Raw genomic sequence first — 13,267 nt, forward strand, 5'->3', positions numbered from 1 at the left:
CTCTTGAACTCCTCCGCGACCGGTGAAAACATCCGCCGGCTGGCTGTCATGTTTCCGGTTTATCGAGAAACGGATCGCCCCTCCCGCGGCATCGCGGGCAAACAAGGAGAAGAGGACCATGACGTTTTTCCGATCCGGCCTTCTGGCCGCCTCCATCATCGCGCTCTCCAGCGGCTCGGCGCTTGCCGATTACGAGCTGAACATCCTGCACATCAACGACCTGCATTCGCGCATCGAGGCGATCAACAAGTTCGATTCGACCTGCTCTGCCGAGGAGGAAGGCAAGGGTGAGTGCTTCGGCGGCGTCGCCCGCCTCAAGACCGCGATCGACACCCAGCGCCAGGCACTGACGGGCAAGAACGTGCTGCTGCTCAATGCAGGCGACAACTTCCAGGGTTCGCTCTTCTACACCACCTACAAGGGCGCGGTGGAGGCCGAGTTCCTCAATCTCATGAAATTCGACGCCATGACCGTCGGCAACCATGAATTCGACGACAGCGAGGATGGCCTCGCGACCTTCCTTGACAAGGTGCAGTTCCCCGTCGTCACCGCGAACGTCGCGGCCAGCGCCTCCTCGAAGATCGGCGACCGCATCAAGCCGTTCATCGTGCTCGACCAGGGTGGCCAGAAGATCGGCATCGTCGGCGCGGTGGCGAACGACACGGCGGAACTCTCCTCGCCCGGCCCGAATGTCCTGATCGGCGACGACGTCGCCGACATTACCGCCGCCATCGGCGAATTGAAGAAGCAGGGCGTCAACAAGATCATTGCGCTGACCCATGTCGGCTATCCGCGCGACCTCGCGGCCATCGCCAAGATCCCCGACGTCGACGTGGTGGTCGGCGGCCACACCAACACGTTCCTCTCCAACACCTCGGACAAGGCGGAAGGCCCTTACCCGACGCTGGTCGACAATCCCGGCGGCTACAAGGTGCCCGTCGTGCAGGCCGCGGCCTACTCCAAGTATCTCGGCAATCTCAAGGTCGTTTTCGACGATGCGGGCGTCGTGAAGGAATCCTCCGGTGAACCGGTGCTGATCGACGGCTCCATCAAGCCCGACGAGGCCGTGCTCGCCCGCATCAAGGAGCTGGGCGGCCCGATCGAGGAGCTGAAGAACAAGATCGTCGCCGAGAGCGCCGCGCCGATCGACGGCTCGCGCGAAGTGTGCCGCGCCGCCGAATGCGCGATGGGCAACCTGGTGGCCGACGCCATCCTCGACCGCACCAAGAGCCAGGGCATGACCATCGCCATCACCAATGGCGGGGGCCTGCGCGCCTCCATCGACGGCGGCCCGGTCTCCATGGGCGAAGTGCTGTCGGTGCTGCCGTTCCAGAACACGGTCGCCACCTTCCAGCTCAAGGGCTCGGACCTCGTCGCCGCTCTCGAAAACGGCCTCGGCCAGATCGAGGAGGGCGCTGGCCGCTTCCCGCAGGTCTCCGGCATGAAATACTCCTTCGACAAGTCGAAGCCGGCAGGCAGCCGCGTCGTTTCCGTCGAGGTGAAGGAAGGCGAGGCCTTCGTGCCGCTCGATCCGGCCAAGACCTACGGCATCGTCTCGAACAACTACATGCGCGCCGGCGGTGACGGTTACTCGGTCTTCGCCAAGGCGGGTCAGAACGCTTACGATTTCGGCCCGAACCTGGAACTGGTCGTCGCCGACTATCTTGCAGCACACCGCCCCTACCAGCCTTATACGGATGGCCGCATCACGGAAGTCGCCAACGCCACGGTCGTCGAGACCCCGGCAAGCACGGAGACAGCGACCGGAACCGAGGCCAAGCCCGCTGCAGGCGAAACGGCAACCAAGTCGGCCGAAGGCACCGCAACATCCGGCGAAGCCGCATCGGGCACCACGACCACGACGGCCGAAACCGCAACGGTGGCGGCCGGCGGCAAGCATGTCATCGCCCGTGGCGACACGCTTTGGGATCTTGCCAAGGCGGCCTATGGCGACGGCACGCTATGGCGCAAGATTGCGGAAGCCAACGGCAATCCGCGGCCGCGCGCCCTGCATGTCGGGACGGAACTGTCCATCCCGACCAAATAAGGACAATTTGTCTCCACTATTTCTGCCGGCCCGGGCTTTCCCGGGCCGGCATTTCTTTTTAGAACGATTCTGAGCCGACCGGGCGTCCGCCGCGTTAGGAGCAATCCAGCGCGCATGCCGCGGTCTTGCACCCGCACTTGCAAGAAGAAAAAGCCCAAGAGCAATGAACGACACTCCGCACGCCGAGGACCGCACCATGCAGGACATCGCCGCCAAGCCCGCCGACCACACGCCCGTCAAACACGGGAAGGTCGGTGTGCTGCTGGTCAATCTCGGCACGCCCGATGGTACCGATTACACCTCGATGCGCCGCTACCTGAAGGAATTCCTGACCGACAAGCGCGTCATCGAATGGCCGAGGATCGCCTGGTATCCCATCCTTTTCGGCATCGTCCTCAACACCCGCCCGGGCAAGGTCGGCAAGGCCTACGAGACGATCTGGAACAAGGAGAAGAACGAGAGCTACCTGCGCACCTATACGCGCAGCCAGGCCGAGCTGATGGCAACGGCCCTCTCCGATTGCTCCGAGGTCGTCGTCGACTGGGCGATGCGCTACGGCCAGCCTTCCATCGCCTCGCGCATGGACTATCTGCAGAAGGCCGGCTGCGAACGCATCCTCGTCTTCCCGCTCTACCCACAATATGCGGCCGCAACCACGGCAACCGTCAACGACAAGGCCTTCGAGACTCTTTTGAAGATGCGCTGGCAGCCGGCCCTGCGCACCGTGCCGCCCTACCACGACGACCCGGCCTATATCGACGCGCTCGCCATCTCGATCGAGAAGCACCTGGCAACGCTCGACTGGGAGCCCGAGCGGGTGCTCACCTCGTTCCATGGTATTCCTCAAAGCTATTTCGACAAGGGCGATCCCTACTACTGCCAGTGCCAGAAGACCGCACGGCTGCTGCGCGAACGGCTCGGCTGGTCGAAGGAGAAGCTCGTCGTTACCTTCCAGTCGCGCTTCGGGCCGGAAGAATGGCTGCAGCCCTATACGGACAAGACCGTGGAGAAGCTGGCACAGGAAGGCATCAAGCGCATCGCCGTTCTCAATCCCGGCTTCGTTTCCGACTGCCTGGAAACGCTGGAGGAGATCGCCGAGCAGGCCGCCGAGAGCTTCCTGCACAATGGCGGCGAGAAGTTCGCGCACATTCCCTGTCTCAACGATTCGCCCGAGGGCATGGCCGTCCTCGAAAAGGTCGTGCGACGCGAGCTTTCCGGCTGGATCTGATACCGGATAAATCTTGTCTTCGTCCAAATAGACTGGCGTCGCGGTCCGTATTCCTTAAAGTGGCGCCGCGTCGCATTGTCTGTTGGAGAGAAGAACTATGGATTTAGCCGGACTGGATATCGTCGTCATCGCCCTCGTGGTGCTGGTCATCCTGATTCTTTTTGCCGGGATCAAAACCATTCCGCAGGGATATCAGTACACGGTAGAGCGCTTCGGCCGTTATACGCGTACGCTGGATCCCGGCCTTAACCTGATCATCCCCTTTATCGACCGCATCGGTGCGAAGATGAACGTGATGGAGCAGGTGCTCGACATCCCGACGCAGGAAGTCATCACACGCGACAATGCCAGCGTCGCCTCCGACGCCGTCGCCTTCTACCAGATTCTGAACCCCGCCCAGGCGGCCTACCAGGTCGCCAATCTCGAGCATGCCATCATCAACCTCACCATGACCAACATCCGCTCGGTCATGGGCTCGATGGACCTCGACGAGCTGCTCTCCAACCGCGACAAGATCAACGACCAGCTTCTGCGCGTCGTCGATGAGGCCGCCAATCCCTGGGGCGTGAAGATCACCCGCGTCGAGATCAAGGACATCGCGCCGCCGAAGGACCTCGTCGATTCCATGGCGCGGCAGATGAAGGCCGAGCGTGAAAAGCGCGCGCAGGTGCTGGAAGCGGAGGGCTCGCGCAATGCACAGATCCTGCGCGCGGAAGGCGCCAAGCAGTCTGCGATCCTCGAGGCCGAGGGCCAGCGCGAAGCGGCGTTTCGTGATGCCGAGGCGCGTGAACGCCTCGCCGAAGCCGAGGCCAAGGCAACGAAGATGGTCTCCGAGGCCATCGCAGCCGGTGACGTGCAGGCCATCAACTACTTCGTCGCACAGAAGTACACCGAGGCTATGGCCTCGATCGGCAAGGCGCCGAACTCGAAGGTCGTGCTGATGCCGATGGAGGCTTCCTCGCTCATCGGTTCGCTCGGCGGTATCGGTGCGATCGCCAGGGAAGTCTTTGGGAGCGGCGGCGCGCAGGTGGCCAGCACGCCGCGCACGCGCCAGTCGACGCCCGCCACGACAACCACCGCCTCGACGCCTGCGTTCCGAAACCCGTTCGATACGCCGCAGGGAAGCTGAGATGATCCAGCGCATCGTCACGGAACTCGGCCCCTGGGCATGGTGGGTACTCGGCATCGTGCTGCTGATCCTCGAAGTGCTGATGCCCGGCGTCTTCCTCGTCTGGATCGGCATCGCGGCAGTTGTCACCGGCGCTCTCTCGCTGCTGCTCTGGGAGACGGCCTTCTGGACCTGGCATGTGCAATGGCTGGTCTTTGCCGTTTTGTCGCTTGTCGCCGTTTTGATCGGCCGGCGCATCGTCAGCGCACGCGGCACCGCCTCCGACCAGCCTCATCTCAATCAACGCGGCCAGAGCCTCGTCGGCCGCACCGCGACGCTGGAGCAGCCGATCAGCGAAGGCCGCGGTCGCATTCGCCTCGATGATACGATGTGGAGCGTGCAGGGCCCGGACCTGCCGGTCGGCGCGCGCGTGCGCGTCACGGCCAGCAATGGCCGCGATCTCATGGTCGAGCCTGCTTGAAACAAAACCCCCGCATTTCCGGGAAATGCGGGGGTTTTGGTACGAGCCGTGGAGGATGCGGATCAGGCGACGCCGATTCGCAGCAGGTCGTGGAAATGCACGACGCCGACAGGACGGAATGTCTCGTCCGTAACGATCAGCGCGGAAATGTTGTACTGGTTGAGCAGACCAAGCGCGGCGGTTGCCAAGGTCGACGGCTTCACCGTCTTGGGGCCGCGCGTCATGATCTCGTCGACGCTGAGTTCGGCAAGATTGCGCGAAAGGTTGCGCGCGATATCGCCGTCGGTGACGATGCCGACGAGAATGCCCTCGTCATTGATGACGCCGACGCAGCCGTAACGCTTCTGCGACAGGAGCAGAACCGCATCCGGCATGGACGTGCCGAGAGGAACGAGCGGCATGTTTTCGCCGCTGTGCATGATGTCGCCGACATGGGAAAGACTGGCGCCGAGCTTGCCGCCGGGGTGGAAGGTCTTGAAGTCCGTTGCGGTGAAGCCGCGGGCTTCGAGAAGGGCAACCGCAAGCGCATCACCGAGGGAAAGCTGCATCAGCGTGGAGGTGGTGGGCGCCAGGCCGTGCGGGCAGGCCTCCTGCTCCTTCGGCAGCAGCAGCAGCGTATCCGCCTCGCGGGCAAGAGCCGAGCGCTCGCCTGACGTGATGGCGATCAGCGGGATGGAGAAACGGCGGGAATAGGAAACGATACCCTGCAGTTCGGCCGTTTCGCCGCTCCAGGACATGGCGAGGATGACATCGTCACGCCCGATCATGCCGAGATCGCCGTGATTGGCCTCGACGGGATGCACGAAGAAGGATGGCGTACCGGTGGAGGCAAGCGTCGCGGCGATCTTCGCCCCGATATGCCCCGACTTGCCGATACCCGTCACGATGACGCGGCCGCTGATATCGCCGATGACGCGAACAGCTTCGCAAAATGCGTCGAAGAGCCGCCCTTCAAGGGCCGTCGAAAGGGCGGCAAGGCCAGCCTTTTCGGTTTCGACGGTACGGATTGCCGAGGCAATGGCGCCGGCACTGTCAACTTTTGCCTGTCTTTTGATCATGCGCCTCGTTAGCGCTTTTGCAATCTTCTGTCCATGCACGAAAGAACGCAGATTGTTACGGCGAGTGAGCTGGCGGTCGGCAACCAAGCGTTAACCACAACGATTTAGCCAGTGTTGCTTTACATACACAATGCGCATGCACCAGATTTTAGAGGCGCCATGATGAACTGGCGTCTGAGGTGTGAATGATGGAAATGACAATTCGGCCAAAGGCTTGACGATGACGTTCCGGTGCATGTGCGCGCGGCGAAGGTCGCTATCGAGAAGATTCTCGAGGCGCGGGTCTTGAAGGGCACGACTGGCGCGAAAGACTTGCCGCAAGAATGTACTGTTTTGCTAGACGTGTTCGCCGAGGTGCGGAACTGAGCTGGATGGGATGCACACCATTCCTACCAACGGCGTTGTCGTTGCAAAAATCCGTACTCTGCAACGCCGCGAATGTTATGCGCAGAACTCGAACAATATTCGCAATTTTTGCGACAATCACTCCTGGAGGACTATGTGCGACCGCTAGAACACGCCGACATTTCCACGTTTCGAGATGTGCAGTTCGTCCTGACCGACATGGATGAGACGCTGACCTATCAAGGCCGGCTTGCGGGGCACACCTATTTAGCTCTTGAGAATTTGCAGGCGGCAGGAGTGAAGGTAATTCCGGTAACCGCCGCCCCGGCCGGATGGTGCGATCAGATGGCCCGCATGTGGCCCGTGGATGGCGTAATCGGGGAAAATGGCGGGTTCTTCTTCCGCCGTCATGATGCCGGACATGGCATCGAGCGACATTTCTGGCATAGTGATGATGACCGTCCGGCCGTATCCAAACGCCTCGAGGAAATCGGGCGGCAAGTGCAACGCGCCGTTCCTTCCGCCAGCTTTACCGACGATCAGCCGTTCCGGCTCACCAGCCTTGCCTTTGAACAACCGAAGGATGCGGAAGTGCGCGCCGCGATCCTTAACGCACTTTGCGACGCTTCAGCCGATGCCACAGTTAACAATCTTTGGGTGCTCGGCTGGCTCGGGAAATATGACAAGCTGGCGATGGCGCGGCGGGTGCTTCTAGAACACTATGACCTCGACATAGACGCTGACCGCTCGGCGGTCCTTTACACCGGAGATTCCACTAACGACGCGCCGATGTTCTCGTTCTTCCAGCATACGGTAGGCGTCAGTACCGTGACTGACTACCTCGACCAGCTCCCCCAATCGCCGCGCTGGATTACGCGCGGGCCGGGAGGTGCAGGCTTCGTTGAAGCAGTAAATGCCGTGATCGTGTCGCGCAAATCCTGACTTCCGCCGAAATCCTCCAACACTCAGAAATCAGCGATTTTCTTGTCGCGATATTCGGTCGCGAGAAGCTCAGCTTCGCGACCGAACTTTGCAACATCACCTAAACCGGGCTACGGCTTCTTCAATGCCAATCCGACACCCTTTCAGGAAAAGCGCGTGTCAAAAGCCTTGGTGTAGTCGGTTTCCTGCTTCAGCAACCCCACCCTGACCAATTCGTCGGCGAGCCATTTGTAGCGCTCAGCGGTCAGGCAACCGATGCCCTTATCCAGCGCATCGCCGCTATCAACGATGCCGTGTTTGTTGATCTTCTCGGTGGCATATTCAGTTTGGCCAGAACGGCGACCATCTTCTCGCGGACGCGCTGCACCGGATCGGCAGCGGAGCGAACCGGAACTGCGCTGGCGAGCTTGAGGGCCTTGAGATGGGACATGCTGCGATCCTTTCCGAAACCGTTGAACATGTCCTCGGGATACAGCCATCTGCCAAAAGGGCGAACGAAGCGTTTTCTGAGGTATGTCCGATTTAGCCCTTAGATTACAGGGCTGATTTGAACATGCCTGAGAAGGGGGGGAAAGCGGTCAGCGACTTTCCAATTGGCTGGCAAAAAACAGCCTTCATTCGGCTTCCATGAAGTCGAACGGCTTTGCAGGGGCGAACTGGTCCGATGCCTCGCCGGCAAGGATACGAGCCATGTCCACGCCGAGATCCAGTTTGCGGACATGCGCGCCTTCAGAGAAGTCGAGTTTCTTCAAATCCACCCAGAAAACGTTGGGTGACGTTGCCGATTCACCATAGAAAAGCATGCTCTTCTGGTCCGCCACCACACGCCAGCGGGTCGTGGAAAGGTTCGGTGCCTCTGGAATGCTTACGCCATAGGGTGCCGAAGCGTTGCGGATCACGCTGAAAACGGCAGCGGCGGCAACCCGGGGATCGTCGCTCTGGGTCACCGTGTTGATATAGAAGCCGGCGCGTACGAAACGGTCTTCGGAGCGCCCGCTGCCGGGAAGGAATTTGAGGGAGTCGACCGCACTCCAGTATTTTTGCAAGACGAGTTGGTCATCATAAGGCGGATCGTTCGTCACCACCTGATACGCGCGGCCATGATGGATGTTCAGCTTTCCATCGATCCACTCAAGAATGGCGCTGTCGCCGGTGGCGTCGGAGAGCGTCAAATGCAGTGGCGCGAGGCTGCCGGGACGGCCGGGCACTTCACCGCTCACGACCTGCACAGGATGGGCGCGCGTATATTCAACCGCTTCCGAGACCGTTGCGAATTGATCGAGGTAGAATTGCGCCCAGATCGAGAGCGACATGCGCGACGTCGTTCCGTCGTCCTCCGGAAATTTCGTGGCGTTGAGCCATAGCAGGCTGGCGTTGAGGCCGGCTTCGTTCATGCCGTCGACCGTCGAGATATCGTAGCCGGAAACGGCCAGACTGCCGAACTTCGATGTCCATTCCACCGACCGCGGACCGGCGGCCCCGCTGCGCTTCATACCGCGGGGAAAAACCCAGAAGTTGCTGATCATCGGGTCCTTGAAGTCCATGTTGCGGCCCGTCAGAATCCGCCCGTCAGGCCCCTGATAGACGACCCGTGTGCAGGCCTGGGCCTCGGCGGTCAGCAGCGCCGCAGCGGCGGTCAAGGTAACGAGGAAGCGTGTGAACCGAGACATGTTGAACATCATTCCATCCATAAGAAGGCTACGCGAAACCGTTGCCGATCAGAACCGATAGGTCAGGCCGAGAACCGGGCCGCTGAGGCGCGTGTCATAGACGTGACCGCCGCGCTTGTAATCAACGTCGAGTACCTTGTAGCCCACGGAGGCGGATAGGCGATCGCTGAAGACATAATTGACGGTTGCCAGCGCCGACCATGTGAGATCGGAGCCGGCGCCGAATCCGCCGATGTCAGCCTGCGCCTGCACCGACAACTTTTCCGTGATAGGAAGGAAGGCGCGTAGACCGACCAGTGGATCGACCCAGCCGAAGCTTTCGTCGTGATTGACAGACCCTCTCAAGCCGCCAATGCTCCCGGTAAGCGTTACATCGTTCGAGATGTACCAAAAGCGAGCGCCGCCAAGGGCATCCAGAGTGAACTGCGATGTATCGACAACCCGGTACCCGCCCATCATCGTGGCAGTGAACTGCCTCGTGTCAACCTTCGCATCGATGTTGCCGCCCGGCGGGATCACGCCGACACCCGGAATCGTCAATGCAGGCAGGGGCCCGACCCCATGGCCATCCGTCGTATCGACATACATGATGTCGCCCGAAAAGACGAAGCGGTCGTGGCGTCCCCAGATGTTGATGAAGCCGCCGAAATTCAGGTCGTCCATGACGTCGGAGAACGACTTTTCTACGCCGATCGTCGGGCCTCGTTGAAACGGAGAAATGCGCCCGTCGAGGCCGGACGCCCACAAATAGGGCGTGACCTGCAAGGCCCAATTTTGGGTGTCTACCGGGACTTGCCCTTCCGCCAAGTTGAGAGCAGTGTCCGCGCCATATGCGGAATGCGCACCGCAAAGGGATAGGGCAAGGACGACGGCATACCAAGGCGACAGAACCTCGCCGATGCCGGCGACGAACGGTCGCTCTTGAGGAGTGTGGTAGGCTTGATTCCGACCGTTGACCAGATCTTGTAATTTTTTGCCGGATCGAAACAGCATGACGCTCCCCTCTCTTTCCATTCACGTCAACTAAATTACTGATATCAATTCATAAATTGCGATATTTGATACTATGCTCCATACAGATCTCACCAAGTTCACGCAACCCACGACAGATTTGATTCAAGAAACTAGCGATCTGCAGGGGACGCTTTAAGCGTCCTCACCTCCTGCCATGAACGGCAGAAATTAAGGTCGGAAGCGGAAATGCCAATCGCGCAGCGACAGAAGCTCCACCATCCAGCATTCCAAGATCGCCGTCAAAATGGGACATCCCGTCATCGTATTGGAGACAACAGGGCATCCCATGCCACGGGGGAAGGCACGAACGGATGATGGTATGTCAGGGAAACTGTAACCCTAGGTCTTCGCTCGAAAGTCCATGCAGCTATCCGGGAATTCATTACGGAAATCGTCTTCGACAGCGGCGACCATTCCGCAATCGTCATCATAGCCAATGGTGTTTCCCATATCGGATTCAGCATGGGCGTTTCAATCGACAGTTCAGAGCACTAGCAGCGTAGTCGCATGGGACGAGAGTTCGCTCCACCGAATTTTCGAAGAGGTCCCTCGCTTGCAGCGATGCACAGCGTGCTTTGCTGAAACACGGTAAGGGAAAAGAGATCCTTACAGATTTTCACCACCTGTTAACCATAAACTAACCCTTGGCTAATAGAGTGTTACCATATGCGGAGACGTGGAAAATAACGCCGTTTTCCAAACACTTAAGCGCGAAGCGCCCGTGTAAGCAAAACAGCATTAGACTTTACGTTCGCTTAGGAAATCAAAAAGGGTCGCAGGCCGCAGACATGCCAAAGGTAGAAGCAAGAGATCGCGAGGCAAGGATGCCCCGCCTGTCATGGCCTCTGGCCGGTCTTCTGCTTGCCGGCACCATGCTTGCAGCCACCCCGACGTTCGCCCAGCAGCAGACCGTAAACGAGACACCCACATTCCAGGAGCCGCTCGACCCCCTCGTCCAGGCAACCGGAAGCGAGACGCCGGACACGACGGCGCTGCCGGGTGCCGAGACCACGGCATCGACCGAAGCGCTGAGCGACCCCGCCCTCACGGGCGACCAGGCCGAGGCGCTTTCCGAAGCCGCAAGCGACAACGACGCCATCCGGCGCACCGCCAGCGAGGGTGAGCGGCTGAACCTGCGGGAAGGCAGCGCCGACGCGACGAGAAGCAGTTTCGGCGACCCCTATGAGCCGACCGGCATCCGCGTCGGCACGTTCGTGCTGCGTCCATCGATTACCCAGAGCATCGGCCATGAGCGCACGAAGGCCGGCAGCACGACGCGCCGGACCTATTCGCAGACCGGTTTTCGCGGCTCGCTGACCTCCGACTGGTCCCGCCACCAACTGATCATCAATGCCGAGGGCATCTACCAGCGCAACATCAGCGGCACCGGCGAGACGGAGCCGCAGGCGCGCATCGACAGCGACCTGCGCCTCGACCTCAGCGACGACACCATCGCGAACCTCACCGCCGGCTACAGTTTCGAACGCGAGGATTCCGCCGATCCCAACGCCGTCGACGGTGCCAGCGCCCAGTCCGGCGTGCATGGCTTTACCGCCGGTGCGCGCGTCCAGCGCGATTTCGGCGTGATCCGCGGCACGATCGGCGCCGAGATCGATCGCGAGGTCTACGGGTCGGTAAAACTCGCCAATGGCGGGAAACTCAGCCTTTCCGATCGGAATTTCACGGAAGGCACGCTGACGGGACGCGTCGGCTTCGAACTGTCGCCGGCACTGATTCCCTATCTCGAGGCTTCGATCGGCCGTTCGATCTATGACGAGAAACGCGATTCACTCGGCTACGAGCGTTCCAGTTCAACGGTGGTCGGTCGTGCCGGCGTGGAAATCGACCTTGGCGAGAAGCTGCGTGGCGATCTCGGTATGGGCTATCGGCGCTCCGCCTTCGACGACAGCCGCCTGAAATCGATCGCTGCCCTCGCGCTCGACGGCACGCTCACCTGGTCGCCGCAGCGTGGCACGGAACTCCGGCTCGGCCTCGCCACGGCGATCGAACCGTCTACCACCGCGGGCGAAAGCGGCTACGTCTCCTATGCCACTACGGCCGAACTGACGCACGAACTGCGCGAGAACCTCGTCGCGCGCCTGAGCGGCGCTTATACGTGGCGGGATTTCCGTTCGTCCGGCAGTGCCGATCAGAATGTCTACCTGGTCGGCACGGGTCTCACCTGGGACCTCAACCGCTGGCTCGCGCTGACCGGCGACGTCTCCTACGAGTTGACGAGCCAGTCGCGCGGCAGCGACACCGGCGTCACGCGCGCCGGCATCGGCCTCGTCCTGCGCCGCTAAAGCCTATTTCAGCTTGGCGACGAGTTCCTTCAGCGGGCCTTCGACAGCCGGGCGGATATCCGCACGGGCCAGCGCGAAGGCGATGTTGGCCAGAATGAAGCCGTCCTTGGCGCCACAGTCATAGGTCTCGCCGCGGAAGTGGTAGGCGGCGAACTTCTGGACATCGGCAAGCTTCACCATGGCGTCGGTGAGCTGGATCTCGTTGCCGGCGCCCCGCTCCTGCGTGGAAAGGATCGGGAAGATTTCCGGCTGGAGAATGTAGCGGCCGTTGATGAAGAAGTTGGAGGGCGCAGTGCCCTGCGGGGGCTTCTCGACCATCTTGGTGATGGCAAAACCGTCACCGATCTTTTCGCCGACGCCGACGATACCGTATTTATGGGACTGCTCCGGCGCGCATTCCTCGACAGCAATGACGTTGGCCCCACTGTGCTCGAAAAGCTCGACCATCCCCTTCAGGCAGCCCTTCTCACCCTTCATGATCATGTCGGGCAGGAGCAGCGCGAAGGGTTCGTTACCGACCAGTTCGCGGGCACACCAGACGGCATGGCCGAGACCCAGCGGCTCCTGCTGGCGGGTAAAGCTCGTCGAGCCGGCGACCGGCAGGATGCTTTCGAGCAGCGTCAGCTCGGCGGTCTTGTTGCGCTGGCGCAGCGTCTGTTCCAGTTCGACCTGGATGTCGAAATAGTCCTCGATGACCGCCTTGGAACGCCCCGTCACGAAGATCAGGTGCTCGATGCCGGCGTCCAGCGCCTCGTCCACCACATACTGGATGACGGGCTTGTCCACGACGGTCAGCATTTCCTTCGGAACGGCCTTGGTGGCCGGGAGGAAGCGGGTGCCGAGACCGGCCACTGGGAAGACTGCTTTGCGAACCTTGCGTGCCTGCGACATATTCACCTCGTTGCGCCCGTCGCCATCATGGCCGGGACGTATTTGTGCCGAAATAGAAGCCAATTGCTATTTTTTTGCAAAGGAAGACTTTTTTGCGAAGGAAGACGGGGCAAATTTTTGATGGTAAAGAATTTGTTGACTTCGTTTTTATAAGTTTTGCGTTCAGCCGGTGGTTCCACG

At 60.7% G+C, this 13,267-nt stretch carries 11 protein-coding genes; 6 read left to right on the plus strand and 5 right to left on the minus strand.

Annotated elements, in window-relative coordinates; genetic code table 11:
• The first annotated feature begins 118 nt into the window (after positions 1-118).
• The 4 genes from K0P03_RS14730 (at position 119) to K0P03_RS14745 (ending at position 4,864) form a co-directional block, all read left to right on the plus strand.
• A complete protein-coding gene (locus tag K0P03_RS14730; RefSeq protein ID WP_130514106.1) occupies positions 119-2,047 on the plus strand; it encodes a 5'-nucleotidase C-terminal domain-containing protein in 1,929 nt (642 codons plus the stop codon).
• A 196-nt stretch (positions 2,048-2,243) separates the two neighbouring features.
• Positions 2,244-3,275: a ferrochelatase gene (gene hemH / locus K0P03_RS14735; RefSeq protein ID WP_050746177.1), complete on the plus strand. Its 1,032-nt coding sequence runs from the start codon at positions 2,244-2,246 to the stop codon at positions 3,273-3,275.
• Positions 3,276-3,372: 97 nt separating this feature from the next.
• Positions 3,373-4,404 (plus strand): SPFH domain-containing protein, encoded by a 1,032-nt coding sequence (locus tag K0P03_RS14740; protein ID WP_024271655.1) that lies wholly within the window; start codon positions 3,373-3,375, stop codon positions 4,402-4,404.
• 1 nt (position 4,405) lies between these two features.
• A complete protein-coding gene (locus tag K0P03_RS14745; RefSeq protein ID WP_023516169.1) occupies positions 4,406-4,864 on the plus strand; it encodes an NfeD family protein in 459 nt (152 codons plus the stop codon).
• A 62-nt stretch (positions 4,865-4,926) separates the two neighbouring features.
• Here the strand turns inward: K0P03_RS14745 and K0P03_RS14750 are convergent, their stop codons facing one another.
• On the minus strand, positions 4,927-5,922 hold the full coding sequence (locus K0P03_RS14750; protein WP_050746171.1) for a KpsF/GutQ family sugar-phosphate isomerase: 996 nt from the start codon (positions 5,920-5,922) through the stop codon (positions 4,927-4,929).
• A 501-nt stretch (positions 5,923-6,423) separates the two neighbouring features.
• On the opposite strand from K0P03_RS14750, the gene K0P03_RS14755 reads away from it, so the two are divergent.
• Positions 6,424-7,209 carry an HAD-IIB family hydrolase gene (locus tag K0P03_RS14755; protein ID WP_272789949.1) on the plus strand — a complete coding sequence of 262 codons (786 nt, stop codon included), beginning with the start codon at positions 6,424-6,426 and terminating at the stop codon, positions 7,207-7,209.
• A gap of 244 nt (positions 7,210-7,453) precedes the next feature.
• Here K0P03_RS14755 and K0P03_RS14760 read toward each other — a convergent pair whose 3' ends face one another.
• The 3 genes from K0P03_RS14760 to K0P03_RS14770 all read right to left on the minus strand — a co-directional run bounded on the left by K0P03_RS14760 (position 7,454) and on the right by K0P03_RS14770 (position 9,872).
• On the minus strand, positions 7,454-7,639 hold the full coding sequence (locus tag K0P03_RS14760; protein WP_272789950.1) for a hypothetical protein: 186 nt from the start codon (positions 7,637-7,639) through the stop codon (positions 7,454-7,456).
• A gap of 184 nt (positions 7,640-7,823) precedes the next feature.
• The gene (locus tag K0P03_RS14765) at positions 7,824-8,891 is read right to left on the minus strand and encodes a linear amide C-N hydrolase (RefSeq protein WP_443020554.1); all 1,068 of its coding nucleotides are present in this window, start codon (positions 8,889-8,891) and stop codon (positions 7,824-7,826) included.
• A gap of 36 nt (positions 8,892-8,927) precedes the next feature.
• Entirely contained in the window at positions 8,928-9,872 is a 945-nt protein-coding gene (locus tag K0P03_RS14770) for a hypothetical protein (protein ID WP_272789952.1), read from the minus strand.
• An 845-nt stretch (positions 9,873-10,717) separates the two neighbouring features.
• Here K0P03_RS14770 and K0P03_RS14775 point away from each other — a divergent pair.
• Positions 10,718-12,196 carry an outer membrane beta-barrel protein gene (locus tag K0P03_RS14775; RefSeq protein ID WP_272789953.1) on the plus strand — a complete coding sequence of 493 codons (1,479 nt, stop codon included), beginning with the start codon at positions 10,718-10,720 and terminating at the stop codon, positions 12,194-12,196.
• A gap of 3 nt (positions 12,197-12,199) precedes the next feature.
• On the opposite strand, the gene galU is transcribed toward K0P03_RS14775, so the two are convergent.
• Entirely contained in the window at positions 12,200-13,087 is an 888-nt protein-coding gene (gene galU, locus K0P03_RS14780; protein WP_050743802.1) for a UTP--glucose-1-phosphate uridylyltransferase GalU, read from the minus strand.
• Positions 13,088-13,267: the final 180 nt, after the last annotated feature.

This window comes from Shinella sp. HY16 (genome assembly GCF_028534175.1).
Lineage (GTDB): Bacteria > Pseudomonadota > Alphaproteobacteria > Rhizobiales > Rhizobiaceae > Shinella.

Coding starts and splice junctions, on each gene's coding strand:
- K0P03_RS14765 (WP_443020554.1), bottom strand. CDS start 8,891: ATGATGTTCAACATGTCTCGGTTCACACGCTTCCTCGTTACCTTGACC.
- K0P03_RS14740 (WP_024271655.1), top strand. CDS start 3,373: ATGGATTTAGCCGGACTGGATATCGTCGTCATCGCCCTCGTGGTGCTG.
- K0P03_RS14775 (WP_272789953.1), top strand. CDS start 10,718: ATGCCCCGCCTGTCATGGCCTCTGGCCGGTCTTCTGCTTGCCGGCACC.
- K0P03_RS14760 (WP_272789950.1), bottom strand. CDS start 7,639: ATGTCCCATCTCAAGGCCCTCAAGCTCGCCAGCGCAGTTCCGGTTCGC.
- K0P03_RS14730 (WP_130514106.1), top strand. CDS start 119: ATGACGTTTTTCCGATCCGGCCTTCTGGCCGCCTCCATCATCGCGCTC.
- K0P03_RS14770 (WP_272789952.1), bottom strand. CDS start 9,872: ATGCTGTTTCGATCCGGCAAAAAATTACAAGATCTGGTCAACGGTCGG.
- K0P03_RS14745 (WP_023516169.1), top strand. CDS start 4,406: ATGATCCAGCGCATCGTCACGGAACTCGGCCCCTGGGCATGGTGGGTA.
- hemH (WP_050746177.1), top strand. CDS start 2,244: ATGCAGGACATCGCCGCCAAGCCCGCCGACCACACGCCCGTCAAACAC.
- K0P03_RS14750 (WP_050746171.1), bottom strand. CDS start 5,922: ATGATCAAAAGACAGGCAAAAGTTGACAGTGCCGGCGCCATTGCCTCG.
- galU (WP_050743802.1), bottom strand. CDS start 13,087: ATGTCGCAGGCACGCAAGGTTCGCAAAGCAGTCTTCCCAGTGGCCGGT.